We start from the raw sequence: 17832 nt of genomic DNA, 5'->3' as shown, positions 1-17832 counted from the left end.
TCTACTTTATGTAACTGTAAACGTGACCGGGCTTCAGCTTGACGTTTTTGATCGCCGCAAGCTCTGAAACCGTCACCGTCTCGTAATTGTTTTTCTTCAGATACCGGCACAGCGCATCCACGGATTTCGCCGTACTCGGCTGAATGTCATGCATCAGCACAACGGCTCCGTCCCGTTTCTGTCTCCTCACATATTTCATGAGATGGCGCCGGTTCCGATATTTCCAGTCCTGTGTATCCAGCGTCCAGAACAGATTGGGACGGTTCATGATCTGCAGAATCTTTTTGTTGAACGCACCGTAGGGAGCCCTGCACAGAGCCGGCGTCTGTCCGGTAATTCTGCGCACCAGGCGGTCGGTGCGGCGGAATTCCCGGGAAATCTTTTTTCTGCTCTTTCCAACAAGAAATGCATGGTCGTAGCTGTGGTTTCCGATCTCGCAGCCGAGCTCCCGCTCCTTTCGCAGAATCCCTGCCGTGCTTCTGTTTATGCGGTTTCCCAGAACAAAGAATGTCGCTCTGCATTCATTCTTCTCCAGCGCCTTCAGTAGCTCCGGCGTCGTCAGGCGGCTCGGGCCGTCGTCAAAGGTCAATGCGATGTGCTTCTTTCTGTAATTATAGAGCACCGTTCCTTGCTGGCGGATGTACGCCTTTTCCCCCTTATACCGGATCTCGTACCAGTGCTCCGACACCGCTCTGACTGCCGCGTGCCGGCCGTATTTTAACGTCCCCAGCTGACTGCTGTTCTGCGGTTCCGGCGACGCTCTGTCATAGACCGGAATTTCCTTCTCCATGACCGCTGCTGCTTTGTGAGCGCTTACAGCACGGAATATTTCCGCAGGCTGTGCCGCCTGCTTCGCTCCGGCCTCTGAAACCCCCGCGGCGATAACGCAGCTGACCGCCACCATGCAGAGCATCTCCCGAAGAAGATACCGCTCCGCCCACTGCCTGTGTTCTGTGAGAAACGCGCAGCACGCTTCCCGCGCCTTCCGGCATTTCACTTCAAAAATCTTCCAATATCGGCGTCCCGCGGCGGCTGCGCGCCGCAGTTGCCGTTCCAGTTCACTTTCTCCCATCGATACCTCCGCCTCTATTATAGCAAAAGGACGCCCTCCTGTCTTGAAGAACCGCGTCCTTTTTTTGATATTGCCGGATTAATAATTTTCAGATAGATTACTCTTTTCGACCGGCCTGCGCCGCAGGCATCCCGAATCCGGATTTTGTCACAGACCCCTCAGGACGGAAATTCCTCAGGCCTCCGGAAGCTCCGCAGCTCCGGAATGATGCGGCAGGGAATCCGTCGATCTCTCCTTCAGCGCATAGGCCAGATTGATCGCATGGTCCGCACAGCGTTCCAGATCTGTGACCAGATCGCAGAACACGACGCCGGCCATCGGATCACAAGAGGAAGTCATCAGACGCTGAACGTGATTATTGACCAGCGTCGTCTCCTTCTCGTCCACTCTGTTTTCAAGTCTCTCAATTTCATCCAGCCTGCTGTAATCCTCTGATTCAAAGGCGTCCAGAGACAGATCCACTTCCCTCAGCGTATCGTCCGCCATCTCCCGAAGTTCATCGATTGCCGCCTGAGACATACAGGAATGCCGCCCCAGCATTGACTCCGCGTATTCGACAACATTCTCCGCATGGTCGGACAGTCTTTCGATATCCGTAACTGCGATAGTCAGCATCGATACACGATGCATATTCTCCTTGTCCAGATCGAAGGCCCGCAGCTCCGCGATCGCATCCGCTATTGTCTTGTTCAGGATATTGACGCTCTCCTCCCGGGCGCGGACAGACTCTGCCATCTCCGTCGTATAACTGAAGAAGCACGTCAGGGAATTGCGCAGGTTCTTCGCCGCGATTCTGCCCATGCGGGTAACCTCCCGGTGCGCCTGATCTACGGCCATGCTCTGAGGCACGGACTTGATATTCGTCATATATTGCAGTCGCCGTTCCTCAAGCTGCTCGCTCTCCTCCGGCAGAATCCGGATAATTTTCTCCACCAGCTTGATAATCTGTCCGGTGAACGGCAGTTCAATCAGAACCGCGATAATCGCAAACGCCGTATGCGTGTTGGCGATCTGCCGTCCGATGTCTCCCGGCGACAGACTGCGGATGAAATCCAGAATTCCCGGGAACAGATTAATCAGTGTAATCAGAATGATCGCGCGGATGATATTGAATGTGAGATTCAGCAGCGCCGTGCGCTTTCCGTTGCGATTGGTAGTCAATGACGCCAGAATGTTCGGCGTGACGGAGCCGATTGCCGCTCCGATAATCAGATAGACCGCGGTATCGTAATACAGAAGGCCCTGAACCGCAAAGGTCTGAAAGATAACCGTCGATGAGGATGAGCTCTGCAGCAGCGCGGTAAACCCAATTCCGAAAATCAGCGCTATCACAGGATTGCTCATGTTCGCGATAAATTTAATAAACTGCGGACTTTCCGCGAGAGGCGCGATCGCCTCCTTCATGATGGAAATGCCGAGAAACAGCATTCCGAAGCCCATGGTGATTTCACCGATGTGTTTCACCAGACTTTTCTTGATGAACAGGTACATCACCGCTCCGAAAAACACGAGAAGCGGTGCGTAGGCGCCGATATTAAAGGCGGTGATCTGCGCCGTGACGGTCGTACCGATGTTGGCACCCATGATGACGCCGATGGCCTGCGCCAGGTTCATCATTCCCGCGTTTACAAAGCCTATGACCATCACATCCGTCGCCGAAGAGCTCTGAATCAGCATGGTCATCCCGAGGCCGATAAGAACAGCAATATACTTGTTTGCGGTTGCCTTCTCCAGAATACTCTGGAGATTATCCCCACATGCGTTTCGCAGACCCGACGACATGATCGTCATGCCGAACAGGAACAGTCCGACGCCGCCGAGAAGCGAAAAAAACTCTAACATTGTCATGAATATATCCTCCAACAAAAAGCAGACATTATCTATCATATACCATTTTTCGGAAAATAGCACTACTATTTAAGAAATTATTTCCGAATCTGTCAGCAATCCATCGGTGTTTTGTCAGAGATATTCCTCCAAAGCCTCCTGATCCAGGATCACCAGATCCCTTCCGTCGATTTTCAGAATCCCCTCTCTGACCATGTTTCCAAGTTCACGGGAAAGCGCCGGCCGGCTGACCGTCAGATAATCTGCCATCTCCTCCCGCGGCATGACGCGAACCCGGTTCCCCTCCTTCTGCAGATCAACCAGAAGCCGTGCGATTTTTCCGCGGATTCCGGCGGATCCCAGCACGCGGAGACGCCGGTTCATCTGATACGCCTTCCGGGCAACCACGCTGAGGAGATTCCCCTGCAGCATCTGCGCCATCCGGTCATGCGCCGCGTTCCCGGTCATCCGGAAGGGTTCCAGGCCGATCGACAGCACCTGACTATTCCTCAGCGCTTCTACATACATATCATAATGGGGCAGGCCGATAAACGGATATATCTCTCCGAACAGATCTCCCGGCTCATCGATTCTCGTCAGGATCATTCTCTTTCCGCTCACCGTATCCTTGGCGACAAGAAGTTCGCCGCTGATCAGCATCCGTATCCTGTCCGGCGCATCCTCCTCCGCAAAGATAAATTCGCCCTGCTCATACGTCCGGAGCGTACCGCTGTTTCTCGCCAGCTCCCGGACTTCCTCCGCATCGCACCCCCGGAACAGAACGGATTCCGTCAGGATGTCCATAACTTCATTTGTTGTCATCTCATTCTTCCTTCAGCTGATTATCCTGTCTGCGGATCTTCTGTGTCGTCGTGCGCACGAAATCCTCCTCACGCACAAACACGTCGCGAATTCTTTTGTATACGGCCAGTCCCTGATTCAGTTCCCGGATCTGCTTTTTCATAAACGTCTGCAGCTCCTTCCTGTCCGGCTCATGACCCAGCGCCTCTGTCACCGCATCCATCTCCGGCAGGATCTGAACTCCCACGCTCTCCTCTCCTTCATTCTGGTACGGAAATACCATGGAGTCCGCGATGTAGGGGCTTTTATTGATGTATTCCTCGATTTCCTCAGGATAGACGTTCTCTCCCGTCTTTGTGACGATAATGTTCTTGCTTCTGCCGGTGAGATAGATCCATCCGTCCCCGTCGATAAATCCCAGGTCACCGGTGTGCAGCCAGCCGTCCGCGTCGATGGACTCCGCCGTTTCCTCAGGCATGTTATAATAACCCATCATAACATTGGGGCCGCGGAACAGGATCTCGCCGATTCCGTCCTCGTCCTGATTAATCACGCGAGTCTCTCCTCTGCTGACCGTCACTCCGACGGAACCCGCCTTCCGGTACCGTTCCGCAGGCGCGCTCATGGGTGTTCCTGAAACCAGCGGCGTACACTCCGTCATGCCGTAGCCCTGGAGCACCGTGATGCCGAAGTCCTCGAAGGCGCGGTAAATATTCGGCGACAGTGCCGCCGCTCCGGTAATCACCAGGCGGAGCTTACCACCCATCTGATCGATCACCTGCCGGAAAATCCTGCGGCTGACGTTGATTCCCACAGACCTCAGTCCCCGATTGACCTTCATCAGGCTGCGGAAAGCCTTCTCTCTGCCTCCGTCGCGAACCGCCTTTTCAATCCGTCCGTAAATCATTTCCAGTACCCTGGGAACCACGATGATGACCGTATTCTGCGCCTCCTTCATGTTCTTTGTGATATACTTGAAGCCCTCGCAGAACGCGGTGCTGGCGCCGCGGTACAGAACCAGGAGCATTCCCAGCGTGCACTCATAGGTGTGGTGAATCGGCAGGATGGACAGGGTCTTGTCTGTCTCCGGGATCTGCGCGATGCGGCAGACGTCCATAATATTCGCAGTGATATTTCTGTGACAAAGCATGACCCCCTTGGGATTTCCCGTCGTTCCTGACGTAAACAGAATCACGGCCAGCGCGTCGGGGTCAACCTCCTTCTCCAGGAATCCGATATCGCCGTTGTTCAGAAGCTCCTCGCCTCCGGCGACCAGGTCCCTCCAGGTATATACTGCGGCGTCCGGTACAAGGGCGCGGTACTCAGCCGCGTCCCGGATGCCGGTCACCGGCGGCGTGTCCGGCGATGTCCGGTCTCCGTAAAACTCCATGACTATAAGATTCCGGATCTCCGCTATGCCCTGAAGCTTCGCGCACTCCTTCGCGGTGCAGAAAATCGTGTCGCAGTCCGCCGCAAGCAGGAGATTCCGGATCTCCGGCCCGGACAGTTCTTTGTCCACCGGAACGATGATTCCCGTCCCGTTGACCACCGCCAGATAAGTGACGATCCATTCATAGCAGCCCTGTCCCATGACAGCGATTTTCTTTCCGGACATCCCCATCTTCACCAGCGCAGTGCCCAGAGCATTGATGTCATGCTGCAGCAGCTCGTAGTCCACCGGTTCGTAGGGGGCGCCCTTTTTCTGCTTGATCCAGAAGGCCGGATTCTTTCCGTAGAGTCCGACGCTTCCCGCCAGCATATCCTTCAGCGTGGTGATTTCACGAATATCGGTATACCAGTACTTGTCCACATTCTTCTTTTTCATTCGTTTCCCTCTTTACTTCACGCTTTCTCCGCGGGTTCCGGCTCTGAGTGCGCCCTTGTCGCAGCGGTTTCCCCAGGAGTCGATCAGCACGTCGTCCCGATAGACGCAGATGATCTCGCAGTTGTTGGGACAGCGTCCGCAGCTTGCCTCGCGGGTGCGGAACTCCATGTCTTCAATGGCGAAATCGAATTTCTTTCTTGCACGGGCTCTGCGCCCCAGAATCGCAATGCCGATCGCGCCCATCAGCGGACCGTTTTCATCCACGATCACCTTTGTTCCCAGCTGCTGCTCAAAGAAATGCACCACGCCCTCGTTGCGGCTCACGCCGCCCTGAAATACCACCGGGGATACGATTTTCTTTCCCTTTCCCACGTTATTCAGGTAATTGTTGACGACAGCGCGGCAGAGTCCCGCGATAATATCCTGCCGTGTATGACCCATCTGAATCTTATGAACCAGATCGGATTCCGCAAACACCGTGCATCTCGCCGCCAGCTGCGTGGGCGACTGCGACTGCAGCGCTATTTTGCCGAACTCTTCCACCTCCACGCCGAGACGCTTCGCCTGGCTTGACAGGAACGCTCCGGTTCCGGCCGCGCACAGGGTATTCATGGCGTAATCGACCACAACGCCGTTATCCACCAGAATGATTTTGGAATCCTGCCCCCCGATTTCCAGAATTGTCCGGACGTCCGGGTAGAAATTCAGCGTCCCCACAGCATGAGCTGTAATCTCATTCTTTACGATCGTCGCGCCCACCATGACGCCGATCAGTTTTCGGGCGCTTCCGGTGGTTCCCGTCGATACGATTTCATACTCGTCTTTATCAAACTGTTTCTCCAGCGCTGCGAGCAGCTTCTTGACCGCCCCCATAGGATTGCCCTCCGTCCAGAGATACTCCTTCGCCAGAATGTTGCTGTCGTCGTCCAGCACCACTCCCTTGGTTGAGATCGAGCCGATGTCGATTCCCAGATATGCCTTCTTCATTATATTGCCGCCCTCCTCATTCTCAGCATGTCGTTAAACGCCTCTACTCTCGTCTGCAGACCGGTGTCACTGGTCTGGGAATCGTAGGTCAGATACAGAATCGGGATTTTGTAATCCCTGCTGATGTTCTCCAGGACCGGCATGATGTCGATCTCCGGAGTGCATCCTGCGCTTTTCACATGAATCAGTCCGTCGAATCCGTTTTCTGCGTAATTCTTGGCGCACCAGATGTTCGCCGTCGAGGTGGGCCCCATCTCGAACCGGCTGTATTCCGATATCTGCACTCCCAGATTTTTCTGGCCTTTATAGTGGAGATTCCGGTTGGTGGGATTCATCCAGCGGTGGACCTCCACGCCCATATCCGCCAGCATCTGCTCAAGTCCCAGATTGGAAAAATCATCCATGACTGTGAAATATTCACCGATGACGCCGACCCTGATGGGATGATCCGGTTTGTCTGTACGGATTTCCCGAAACGCGTTTCTGGTCTTCCGGTACTGACGTTCAATGTCCTTTCGTCCGTTTACCATATCCATCGCCATCAGAAAATCCTCGTACGCCTTCCTGTATTCTCCTTTGTTGACCTCAAACCCGCAGTTTCTGTAATACAGCGCCTCAATCTCATCGATGTATTCCAGCATCTTCAGTCCGATCAGCGCCGCCTTGGTGAAGCGGGAAAGGCTGATCTTCGGGTTCAGACGCCGGATCGCCTTATAGTAGTCCTTCACGTTTCCTGTCGTATAACTGGCCAGATTGATCATTTCAAACTCATATCCGAGATCCCGCAGAATCTGCTCCTGCAGTTCTCCGTAATAGCCCAGACGGCACAGTCCCATTGTCATGATCAGTGTGTCCGCCCCGGCCTCCAGCGCGTCGATCATGCTCCCGAGGGTGCTCTTAAACGGCGCGCAGACATAGTCCGGGCTGTATTTTGTGCCCACATCCAGCGTGCGCCGGGTCATCTTTGGCTGCTCGATGTAGTTGAGATCCATTCCTTTCTCTATGAAGAATTTCACAATGCAGTTGTAGTTCGCGATGATTGGAAAGGCGATGTTCCGCTTGCCTGCATCCATTTACAGTTCCCCCCTTTGCAGCTTCAGCACGTCCGTAAAGCTCTCGAGTCTCGTTTCCAGGCCGGCCATTCCCTCCTGGGTGTCCAGCACGATGGTCTGAATCGGCAGATCCCGGAATTTCCGTATGATCATCTCGTTCACCATGGAATCCGGTCCGCAGGGATACGCGCTGAGCAGAATAACCCCGTCGATTTTGTTCCGCCGGATCTGAATGCTTCCCATCAGCTCGCGGCTCATCTCCCATTTTATTGTCGGGGAGATTCTGGTGCTCTGACGGATCGCCTCCTTCCGGTCAACCCGGTCCGCGATAATCGGGGTGACACCCATCTCTTCCAGCATCCGGATTACCGGTTTTCCGACATATTCATCCTCGGTGATATAGCTGTGTCCGGCAACCATGATTTTAATCTGATCCGTTCTCAGCTTCCGCTCCTCCTCCCGTACCTTACGCTTCCAGTCGTCGTTTTCAAACCGTTTCGCCGCCTTGTACGCGTTCTTGCCTTCTTTTCTGCTGAAGCCCATCGCTTCTGCCATGGCAATCATGGCCTTTTCCTCGCCCGTCTTTTTGATCACATCGATGTCATACGCCAGGAGCTTCTGCCCGCTGCCGCGGAACACGTTGTCAGTCATATCATAGAGCGCCTCGAACTTGGTGCACATGAAACGGCGGATTCCGAAATTACTGATCCGAGGAATCAGAATATAATCGCATTTTCCTATCAGCGCATCCACATGTCCCATATAAATCTTTGTGGACAGGCAGGTTTCATCGATGGAACGCTCAATTCCTCTGTCGATGATCGCCTTGTTGGTTCTGGGGCTGGTGACGCACTGGACGCCCAGTTCGCTGAAAAAAGACTTCCACAGAATCTCATACCGGTGATACAGCAGGGCTCTCGGCAGCCCCACTGTAATTTCCCTGTCTTCCCTTGCAAATATGCTGATTTTTTTACTCATTGACTAAACCTGCCACCTTAAATCCATGCCGCTATCTCGTCGATCTTTTCCATGTCCTCCGCGTGTTCTCCGACTTCGCCCGGAGCGTTCACGCCGCCGCAGACCAGCACTCTGGAATCGGTAAATCCCGCCACTCCGAACGTCGCCGCGGTCTCTTCCAGATACTTTGTGTAAACGTCCGCGGGACCTGCTCCGCAGGGGCTGACCAGCGCCAGCTTCTTTCCTGTCTTTGTCGCATTGGAAGCTGTCTCTCTGTCAGGAGCGAAAATGCTGTACAGACGGTCGATAAAGAGCATGGCCGGTCCGCTGAGCCGCCCGAAGTAAATCGGCGAAACGAGAACAAGCGCATCGCACCCGTCCAGTTCAGGAATCAATTCCCCCATCACGTCCTTCTGCACGCAGAACGGAGTCTCCTTTCCCTTACATACATTGCAGGCAAGACATGGGGAAACAGGCGTTTCCCGGAAGATCACGGTCCGGATCTCCGCGTCATTCGCCTTCTCTGCCAGTCTCGCAGTAATCACATCTGAATTTCCGCCCTTCCTCGGACTCACATTTACAATGATAACCTTCTTCATCATTTACCTCCTCGTCACATCATCTCTGACAAACAATCGAATCGTCTATAATTTCCAGCGTGTCACGCTCCACCCGGCAGGGCAGATACAGAACCTTCACGCCGGCTCTGACAGCTTTCCTCAGGGTTTCGCCAAATGCGGGGTGCGTCGTCATATTGGGTCTCACCTCAGTAATTCCCTCCATCTGTATCACAAAGGCCAGTACGGCGCGGTATCCCTCGCCGGCCGCTCTCATCAGTTCATGCAAATGCTTAATTCCCCGCTGCGTCGGCGCATCCGGAAAATATCCGATTCCGTCGATCTCCAGCGTGCAGCCCTTGACCTCCATCAGATACGGCACGCCCTCCCGCTCCATATAAAAATCCATTCGGGAATTCCCATAGGAATACTCCGGGCGGATCGCGCTGAAGCCCGCGCGACTCAGCCATTCCTGCACTACCTTGTTCGGCGCCTGGCTGTCGATATTCACAAGCCCCAGCCCTTCTTTGTATACAGCAATCAAATCCCACGCCGTTTTCCGGTTCGGATTCTCCGCCTCCGCCAGAATCACAGACGCGCCCGGCAGCAGAAGCTCGCGGCACCGTCCGGTGTTCTTCACGTGCACGGTCTGCGGCGTTCCGTCGATTTCCACATGGGCCACAAAACGGTTCGGCCGGTCTATAAATTTTCCTTCCACCGTGTTTTTATACTGCATTGGCGTTTGCATACCTCCGTTTCAGTTATTGTAACACATAGACGACAAAAAATCACCCGCACAATTATGTTTGCTTTTCTGTTTCTCAATCTCTTCCGCTCTGACCACATTTATACTATAATTGATGTACACTCATTACATACCAGACAGGAGGACATCATGCTGAAACAGAATGAACATGCAAAAAAATCCGCCACATGGTTTGGACTGAACACGCCGGGCGCGGAAATCGCAGACGTTGACGCCGTTATTTTCGGGATTCCCTATGACGGCGGCGTCAGTTACAGAGGCGGAGCAGCCCAGGCTCCCGATCTGCTGAGGGCCAACACGGACCACGCTACCCCCTGTACGGAGCGTCTCGGTTTTTACCGGGATTTCAGGGTTCTGGATGCGGGCAACTTCGACGGAACCGATCGGGACGAAATTTTCGCGGAAGTGCAGGAGTATGTCGAAGCTCTTGTGCGCAGCGGCGTGAGATTCACAATGATCGGCGGCGACCATTCCGTCACAATCCCGGTTGAACGCGGAATTAACGCGGCGCTCGACGAGCCCTTCGGCATTATTCATATCGATGCGCATATGGATCTCAGCTATGAACTGGAGGGGGATCCTCTTTCCCACGGTTCTACTGAGCAGCGCGCACTGGAAATGTCCAATATCACGTCCGAAAAGAACCTGTACTTCATCGGAATCCGCTCAATTGAACCCGATGAATTCGAGTTTCACATCGACAGAAATCTTCAGGTCAAGACCTCCTGGGACTGCTACAAAGAAGGAATCGAGTCGGTCGCTGACGACTGCATCGCGAAGATGCGGAATTTCAGCAGGGTCTACCTGACCTTCGATATCGATGCGCTGGACCCGGCGTATGCAGCAGGCACCGGAACTCCGCAGTTCGGCGGGCTGACCTCGCGCATGGCGATGACTCTGATACAGCGGCTGTTTGCCGAGCTGAACATCATCGGATTCGACATCGTGGAAATCGCGCCTCCACTGGATGACTCGCTCGCGTCTATGTACGCCGGGCGCAAGCTGCTGACAGAAGGCTGGGGTGCCTGGGCCGACAGCCTCGGCAAGCTCGTCCGGTTCTGACCCCCGGCTGACGCGCAGTCAGAACTCATCAGATCCCGGGGACTTAATGGGCAGACACCGGTTAGAAACGTGCACCGCCGAGCGCACCACCACTACAAAAGGAGCAGTTTAATCAGACCGCTCCTTTTTATGTGTTCTGAGCCGTTTTCGCCTCTGTCTACAACCATTACATCCTCAACATCAAATTCATCAAGAAGTTCAACAGACTGCGTCGATATAATGATTTGTTTCTCGTTCGATAACTGCCTGACCATTTCCGCAAAAATAGTAATCGCATATGGATGCAGACCAAGCTCCGGTTCATCGACAATGATAGTTGCCGGCTGCAGTTCGTGAGGCTGCAGCAAAAGCGTAGCAAGGCAGATAAAACGCAATGTGCCGTCAGAAAGCTGCGATGCATTGAAAATGTCTTCACAGCCCTTCTGCTGCCATTTTAAAACAATCTGCTCCTCATTTCCCTCCTGCGGTTCAAGGACAAAATCCGAAAAATACGGTGCAATCAGCTGAATGGTCTGCACAATCTCATCGTACGTTTTCTTATAGTGCCGCTTAAGCCGGTACAAAAATGCCGCAAGATTTGCAGCATCAAACAACAGCATCTTATTATTTGAGATGTTGTGTTCCTGTTTAACTCTTGCGTTTTGTCCCATATCGTGGAAATGATAGACTCTCCAGTTTTGTTTTTTCAGAATTGGAATAACATATTGATCAATTCGATTATGTACGCCGGCATCCCACATTGACTCACTGTTACCTCGGGCAACATTGCTCTCATTGTTATAGCCTTCATGATATCCGAAAAATTCCTTTTTGTTTAGTGCCTGCTCACTAAGTCTGATAACGGCTTGATGAACAGGCACTAAATATTATATATGCATTTTATCATAAAGGCAAACAGCACTTTGTCATGAGTCTAATGCCCGCCCTGTATATCTGCAATAACAAAACCTGAACTCCGCAGGTGCACTTCAGCAGTCCGATATATCTCTCAGTCCCACACGCTCATCACGCCGTCTCGAAATCCCTCTTCATCGCCGCGATTCTGTTCTCGTCACTGAAGATTTTCGCGATCTGAAGAGCGACGAGTTCGGCACCCTTCACCAGACATTCATGAGCCGCATCTGTCTTCACGAGCTCGGCGAACTCTCTGGTATGAATCGCCACGCCTCTTGGTGCAAGCTGCAGGCACGGATGGAAGGTAGGGCAGACGTAACTGACGTTTCCGGCATCAGCGGAGCCGAAAACCGCGTCATAGTCCCCGTTATCCGGAATATCCAGCTCGTCAAAGATCTCCCTCAGCGCGTCCAGTCCTGTGGGATTCAGTTTCAGATCCTGATATGTCGCCGCCGTGGGATATGTGTCCCAGGTCGCGCCTGTCGCAAGGCATCCGGCCTTGACACAGTTGACGACCTTGTCATTTACTTCCTCCATATAGCGATAATCCAGCGCCCGGACATACAGCTCCGCCGTAACCTTCTCCGGCACGATGTTCGGAGCTTCTCCGCCGTCGCGGATGATTCCGTGAATCCGGACATCCGGCGTAACGTGCTGCCTCAGCATATCAATTCCGTGGAACATCAGCTGGGCCGCATTGAAGGCGTTGATTCCCTCCCAGGGAGACGCCGACGCATGTGCCGCCTTCCCGTGGAAGGTATACATGTCGCTGCGAAGCGCCAGCAGTCTGGGCGTCACCAGATTCTGATCGTACAGATGCACCATGATCGCCATATCATAACCATCAAACACGCCGTCCTTCACCATCTTGCACTTGGCGCCGTCAGTCTCTTCCGCCGGCGTTCCGATGATATGGATATCCGTCTCCAGCTCATCCTGAATATCCTTTGTCGCGATCGCCGCAAGACAGCTGATAGCTCCGCTGAGACAATGCCCGCAGGCGTGTCCCACCTCCGGCAGGGCGTCATACTCCGCCATAATCGCAACCTTGTATTTATGAGCGTTGTTTCCCGCGACGCCCCGGAACGCGGTCTCAAGTCCGTCGAAGGGATATTCCACCTCATATCCCTTTCCCCGCAGCAGTTCGACAATCTTCCGCGAGGTCTGAAATTCTTCACCGGAAAGCTCCGGATGGTCTGCGATATCGTCATTCAGCGCGGACAGTTCCTCCCGCCCCCCTTCCACTGCCTGTATAATTCTTTTTTTCAATGCTTCATAGTCCATAGCTTCCTCCCGCAGGCTTCCGCATCAATACATTCTGTATCCGTCTCCTGCTTTATTTCTAAAATCTCAGCCGGCCGCCGGTACCCGTCAGGCGGCACCGGTCGCCAAACTGCGCCTTCAGCATACAAATCGCCTCCAGACCTGTACAGTGCAGAGGCACGACAATCTGCGGCTCCTCCTCCGTCAGACGGTCGATAATCTTCTGACGCATCCCGCAGGAGGTTCCGATTAAATGCATCCCGGCGACCACCGCATACAGCGGCTCTCCGGGGAACAAAGCCTTCGCGCGGCATATTGCGGCGATGATACCTTTGTGGCTGCATCCTGAGAAAAGAACGATGCCCTTCCCCGGTTCTCGAATCGCCAGGAACTGCTCATGCGACATATTGTCAGGAATCAGGTCCGTTCCGGCCCGCAGCCGGTAGAAACGCTCCGTAGGCTGAAATTCCGGCAGCTCCGGAATCGTTCCGGAAATCACGATATCTTTGCCGATCCGGATCGGACCGTCCGTCCGGATCACCCGGTCCCCGCAGGCCTCCAGCACTTCGGGTTTCCAGAGAATTCCGCACTCATAATCGTCGATTTTCCCCTTCGTCTCCCCGAAGGTCGCACCGAACGCATCCCTGTGAAGATAAATCTTCGCCTTCCGGTTCTGCCTGCAGAATTCCGGCAGTCCGCCTGTATGATCAAAATGTCCGTGGCTGATAACACAGATATCCGCCTCCGACAGATCCACGCCCTTCTGCTCCGCATTCGCGAACATAAGCCCGGACGCACCGGTATCGAACAGGATTTTGTGATCCTCCGTCTCGATATACATCGCAAGCCCGAACTCACCTCTGCACCGGAAGTCCTTTACATAATTCTCCGCAAGTATCGTTACATTAATCATGATACGGAATAAAGCCGCCCCTCCGGCCGTCGACGATTTCGGTGCCTCTGGCAGCGATTCCGCCGTTCACAAAGACATAGTCGATTCCCGCGGGCGGGAGACCTCCGTCGGTAAAGGTCGCTTTGTCGATAATCGTTTCCGGATCGAACACGGTCAGATCCGCGTCAGCGCCCTCTTCGACCCGGCCTTTGTTCCCGAGGCCAAGGCGTTCCGCCGGCGTGAAGCTGATCTTGTGCAGCGCGTCGATCAGTGACAGTGCGTGCTCCTGACGAACGTATTTCCCCAGGACCCGGGGAAATGTCCCTGCGGCACGGGGATGACCCGCTCCCTGATTGATAATGGCGTCGCTGGCGATCATTCCGTAAGGATCCGCCACCGCCTGCCTGATTTCCTCCTCATTCATTACAAAGGCAACCGCGAGCATATCCGGATAATTTTCCCGGGCGTCCTCGAACATTTCCTTTGTACACCGCTGATACAGGTACGGCTCCTCTGTCAGAAGGATGCTGTCGTAGCTCCTGTGCCAGGCCTCCAGGCATCCGTCCTCGAAGACCGACGAGCCCATATGCGTCGAAAAAGCGTCATAGGGATAGGTGTCATAGTTCAGCCGCGGATTGCGGTCCATCGCCCCGTGAATGAGATTCAGCGCATCAGTCATCTGCCCCATGGCCGCACAGCTGGACAGATGCGAAATCTGAAATTTACTGCGGATCGCATCTGTAACCTGAATCATCTCTCCGATGGCGTCCAGAGCCTTATCGTTATCTGATCTGTAATGAGCCGCGATAAGATGTCCCGGATTCTCCGTCACCTCTGCGGCGTACAGAATCTCATCCGTCGTCATACCGGGGTCGTATTCAATGCCGAAGGAAATTCCGATCGCGCCCTCCTCCAGCTCCGACGCCAGCATTTCGCGAATCCGGTTCCGCTCCTCCCGCGTCGCCGCCGCATAGCGCTCCGTGCCCAGCCGGTAGCGGCACTGGTTGTATCCGGCCAGCATCTGATAATTGACCGGAGAACCGCCGAGCTTCTGAATCCCGGCTTTGAACTCCTTCAGTGTCTGGTGCTGGATACCGCAGTTTCCTCCCACTGCCGTCGTGACGCCCATCCGGAGCATCATATCCGCGATGCAGTAGCGCAGCCCCTCTCCGGCAAAGTCCTCCTCATGCATATGGATATCGATAAAACCCGGAGAAACGACGCGTCCGGCGACATCGATCACCTGTGCCGCCTTCGGCTCTCCCTCTGTAATTATGTCAATTTTTCCGTCCCTGATTCCGATATTGCCGCTTCTCATTTCTCCGGCGCGGAAGTCCGGATAGCGGCCGTTCACCAGTAAAATATCAAGCATTCTGGTCTCCTTTCCTTAGTTCCTCTTCCTGTACCGTCTGTACAGAAGCGCTTCGCGCGCCGCCGTATAGAGCGCCATAACGACGATGAAAACCGGCGGCAGCATAGTGCTCTGCTTCAGGAACAGACATACGACGCCCACGCCGAGGGTAACAAAACACAGGGTAAGGATTTTGTTCCCGAAGAGCCGGCAGAACATCGCCATCTCCTTCTCCGGAATGTTCTCCCGGACAGAGGCCGTCAGCAATCTGGTGTTTCCCCGCTGAATCTGCGATCCCAGGAGAAACAACTGTATACCGATAAAAATCATCAGTCCGCCGAATACCGTCATTTTCCGTCCTCCCTGTCGCTTTCCCCGCGTCCTCCGCTTCGTCTGACTCGTCCGCTGTCATGTCCGCGCCTGCCGCTCGTTCCGCCTTTCCCGGTTCCTTCGCCCCTTCCGTTCTCTCTGCCGGCGGCGAATCCCGGAAAGGTGACGCCCAGTACGTAAACAACAGAAAGAGGCAGGGATACCGTGAGGCACAGTCCCAGCCAGGTGACATAATGCATGGCGAACATGTTGATCAGCATAGTGACCGCCGCTGCCATCAGCAGCACGTGCTTATTAAAATTACGCACCAGCGTGACGAAGAAAATCACCGTCGCGGCGACGGAGCACGCCAGTAATATCAAAATATAAAACATTTCTTCCTTTAAAAAAGGCAGGGGCCGCTGTGTCTTCCACGGAGTGCCTGCTGTATCGGTCAGCGGCACAGCAGCCTCTGCTCTCTTTGACAATAGGTTAATCGGTTTCCGCCGGCTTTTGCCGGTCAGTTCATCGCTGTTTCCGGGTTTAGAACGGTCCCAGGTTGATCGCCTGTGCGACGATGACAAAGACCAGTCCGAGCAGGTATTCCAGCCCGATCAGCGGCAGGATCCACTTCGCCCACTTGGCCCATGGAATCTTGGCCAGCGCCAGTCCCGCCATAAAGTATCCGGAGGTCGGTGTGAAGATATTGGAAATTCCGTCGCCCAGCTGGAACGCGATACACGCGACCTGACGGTTTACTCCGACCAGATCGCCCAGAGGCGCCATGATCGGCATGGAAACCGCAGCCTGTCCGGAACCGGAGGGAACCAGATAGTTCAGCAGGCACTGGAAGATGTACATTCCGACGGCAGACGCCATAGAAGGCAGATGCGACAGTCCAGCCGCGGATGCGTGCAGAATCGTGTGCAGATTGTTGGCGTCGTTCAGAACGACCAGAATTCCTCTGGCGAATCCGACGACCAGAGCGCCGGAGGCGATTCCCGCCATTCCTGCTCCGAAGGTCTCTGCGTATTTGTTGAAACCCATCCTGTCGATCACCGCGATGATCATGGACATTCCGAAGAACAGCGCCGCGATTTCATCCATATACCATTTGTAATGAATGACGCCGAAGATCAGCAGGATGATCGCCGCCAGGAACACGATCAGAATCGCCGCGTCCTTTCCGGTGAACTCCTTCAGATCCTCCAGCTGCACCGTGTCCTCACGGGTCTGGTCGAATTCATACATCAGGGACTTCTGCGGATCCTTTTTTATTTTCAGCGCATATCTGCAGACGAACACCGTCGCCAGTGCCACCATGCACAGATACATCACGATACGGAACGACATTCCCGACAGCAGAGGAAGCTCAGAAATTCCCTGCGCCACCTGAATGGTGAACGGGTTGATGAAGGCTCCGGCAAATCCCGCGCCGGCGCCGCAGAGCACGATGGCCGCTCCGGTCATGGAGTCATAGCCCATCGCCAGGCAGAGCGCGACGAAGATGGGAATGAACGGAATTGTTTCCTCAGCCATTCCGAATACAGAACCGCCGAGAGAGAACAGAACCATAACGATCGGCAGAATCACAATCGTCTTTCCCTTCAGCGCCTGTACGAGCTTGCCCATGCCGGCCTCGATCGCTCTCGTCTCCTGAACGACAGTAAAGGAGCCGCCGACGATGAATATAAAGAATATAATCTGTGCGGATTCCTGCATTCCTCTCGGAACCGCAGTCAGAAACTGCATCAGGCTGACCGGCGTTTTCGCGACGGTGTGCCAGGTGCTTGCCTGAATAATCTCTCTTCCGTCAATCGTCTTGGTGTCATAGACGCTTGCCGGCATAATGTAACTCAGTATCGCAAAGATTGCAATAATGGCCAATAACAAAATGTAGACGTGAGGAACTGCGAATTTTCTCTTCTTCTGAGTATTTTCCTGAACATTCTCTCCCATCATAGACCTCCTTTCTCCTCGGTCAAAGCTTGTGATTAAGAAATAACATTGATGCACACACCTGACGCGTCCTTCCGCAGAGCACTCCCTGACCTTCCGCAGAAGGAATTATCAAGTATGTGGATAAATATACTTTCATTCTATCACGAAAACGAATTTTTACAATAACAGAAATCATCAAACTTGTCCAAATTCGATTGCCAGTTTGTCCTATTGGCACAAATATCTTCCTGATGCTTTGTGTACTGCACGAAAAAA

At 53.9% G+C, this 17832-nt stretch carries 17 protein-coding genes; 1 reads left to right on the top strand and 16 read right to left on the bottom strand.

The features are described 5' to 3' along the window. Position 1: 1 nt before the first annotated feature. From BHK98_RS12085 to sfsA, 9 genes are all read right to left on the bottom strand, one after another. Positions 2-1072: a polysaccharide deacetylase family protein gene (locus BHK98_RS12085; RefSeq protein ID WP_075714549.1), complete on the bottom strand. Its 1071-nt coding sequence runs from the start codon at positions 1070-1072 to the stop codon at positions 2-4. A gap of 174 nt (positions 1073-1246) precedes the next feature. Then, positions 1247-2914 (bottom strand): Na/Pi cotransporter family protein, encoded by a 1668-nt coding sequence (locus BHK98_RS12080; RefSeq protein WP_245796891.1) that lies wholly within the window; start codon positions 2912-2914, stop codon positions 1247-1249. Between the two features lie 120 nt (positions 2915-3034). Beyond that, positions 3035-3721, bottom strand: a complete 687-nt coding sequence (locus BHK98_RS12075; protein WP_075714545.1) for a Crp/Fnr family transcriptional regulator — start codon at positions 3719-3721, stop codon at positions 3035-3037. A gap of 1 nt (position 3722) precedes the next feature. Continuing rightward, complete coding sequence (locus tag BHK98_RS12070) at positions 3723-5525, bottom strand: AMP-dependent synthetase/ligase (RefSeq protein ID WP_075714543.1); 1803 nt, start codon at positions 5523-5525, stop codon at positions 3723-3725. A gap of 12 nt (positions 5526-5537) precedes the next feature. Continuing rightward, positions 5538-6512 carry an acyl-CoA dehydratase activase gene (locus BHK98_RS12065; RefSeq protein ID WP_075714541.1) on the bottom strand — a complete coding sequence of 325 codons (975 nt, stop codon included), beginning with the start codon at positions 6510-6512 and terminating at the stop codon, positions 5538-5540. Further along, positions 6512-7585 (bottom strand): 2-hydroxyacyl-CoA dehydratase, encoded by a 1074-nt coding sequence (locus BHK98_RS12060; RefSeq protein WP_075714539.1) that lies wholly within the window; start codon positions 7583-7585, stop codon positions 6512-6514. Before BHK98_RS12060 ends, BHK98_RS12065 begins: the two co-directional genes overlap by 1 nt. Next, positions 7586-8542, bottom strand: coding sequence for an acyl-CoA dehydratase activase-related protein (locus tag BHK98_RS12055; RefSeq protein WP_075714537.1), 957 nt, complete (start codon positions 8540-8542; stop codon positions 7586-7588). Positions 8543-8559: 17 nt separating this feature from the next. Further along, positions 8560-9123: a flavodoxin family protein gene (locus tag BHK98_RS12050; RefSeq protein WP_083628298.1), complete on the bottom strand. Its 564-nt coding sequence runs from the start codon at positions 9121-9123 to the stop codon at positions 8560-8562. A 16-nt stretch (positions 9124-9139) separates the two neighbouring features. Then, positions 9140-9814 carry a DNA/RNA nuclease SfsA gene (gene sfsA, locus BHK98_RS12045; protein ID WP_075714533.1) on the bottom strand — a complete coding sequence of 225 codons (675 nt, stop codon included), beginning with the start codon at positions 9812-9814 and terminating at the stop codon, positions 9140-9142. Between the two features lie 159 nt (positions 9815-9973). On the opposite strand from sfsA, the gene speB reads away from it, so the two are divergent. After that, complete coding sequence (speB, locus tag BHK98_RS12040) at positions 9974-10906, top strand: agmatinase (RefSeq protein WP_075714531.1); 933 nt, start codon at positions 9974-9976, stop codon at positions 10904-10906. Between the two features lie 92 nt (positions 10907-10998). Here speB and BHK98_RS12035 read toward each other — a convergent pair whose 3' ends face one another. The 7 genes from BHK98_RS12035 to BHK98_RS12005 form a co-directional block, all read right to left on the bottom strand. Continuing rightward, a complete protein-coding gene (locus BHK98_RS12035; RefSeq protein WP_245796890.1) occupies positions 10999-11766 on the bottom strand; it encodes an AAA family ATPase in 768 nt (255 codons plus the stop codon). Positions 11767-11911: 145 nt separating this feature from the next. Further along, entirely contained in the window at positions 11912-13084 is a 1173-nt protein-coding gene (locus BHK98_RS12030; RefSeq protein WP_083628296.1) for a M20 family metallopeptidase, read from the bottom strand. A 58-nt stretch (positions 13085-13142) separates the two neighbouring features. After that, on the bottom strand, positions 13143-13976 hold the full coding sequence (locus BHK98_RS12025; RefSeq protein WP_075714529.1) for an MBL fold metallo-hydrolase: 834 nt from the start codon (positions 13974-13976) through the stop codon (positions 13143-13145). Next, positions 13969-15327, bottom strand: a complete 1359-nt coding sequence (locus BHK98_RS12020) for an amidohydrolase family protein (protein WP_075714527.1) — start codon at positions 15325-15327, stop codon at positions 13969-13971. The genes BHK98_RS12025 and BHK98_RS12020 overlap by 8 nt, the downstream gene beginning before the upstream one ends. 15 nt (positions 15328-15342) lie before the next feature. Then, entirely contained in the window at positions 15343-15657 is a 315-nt protein-coding gene (locus tag BHK98_RS12015) for a hypothetical protein (RefSeq protein WP_075714525.1), read from the bottom strand. Continuing rightward, a complete protein-coding gene (locus BHK98_RS12010) occupies positions 15654-16010 on the bottom strand; it encodes a hypothetical protein (protein WP_143404589.1) in 357 nt (118 codons plus the stop codon). The genes BHK98_RS12015 and BHK98_RS12010 overlap by 4 nt, the downstream gene beginning before the upstream one ends. A 148-nt stretch (positions 16011-16158) precedes the next feature. Further along, positions 16159-17574 carry a YfcC family protein gene (locus BHK98_RS12005; protein ID WP_158024500.1) on the bottom strand — a complete coding sequence of 472 codons (1416 nt, stop codon included), beginning with the start codon at positions 17572-17574 and terminating at the stop codon, positions 16159-16161. Positions 17575-17832 lie beyond the last annotated feature (258 nt).

The organism is Hornefia porci (assembly GCF_001940235.1).
Taxonomy (GTDB): Bacteria; Bacillota; Clostridia; order Peptostreptococcales; family Anaerovoracaceae; genus Aminicella; species Aminicella porci.
Note: the sequence above shows the minus strand (reverse complement) of the source record. Positions and strands in the feature narration are given on the sequence as shown.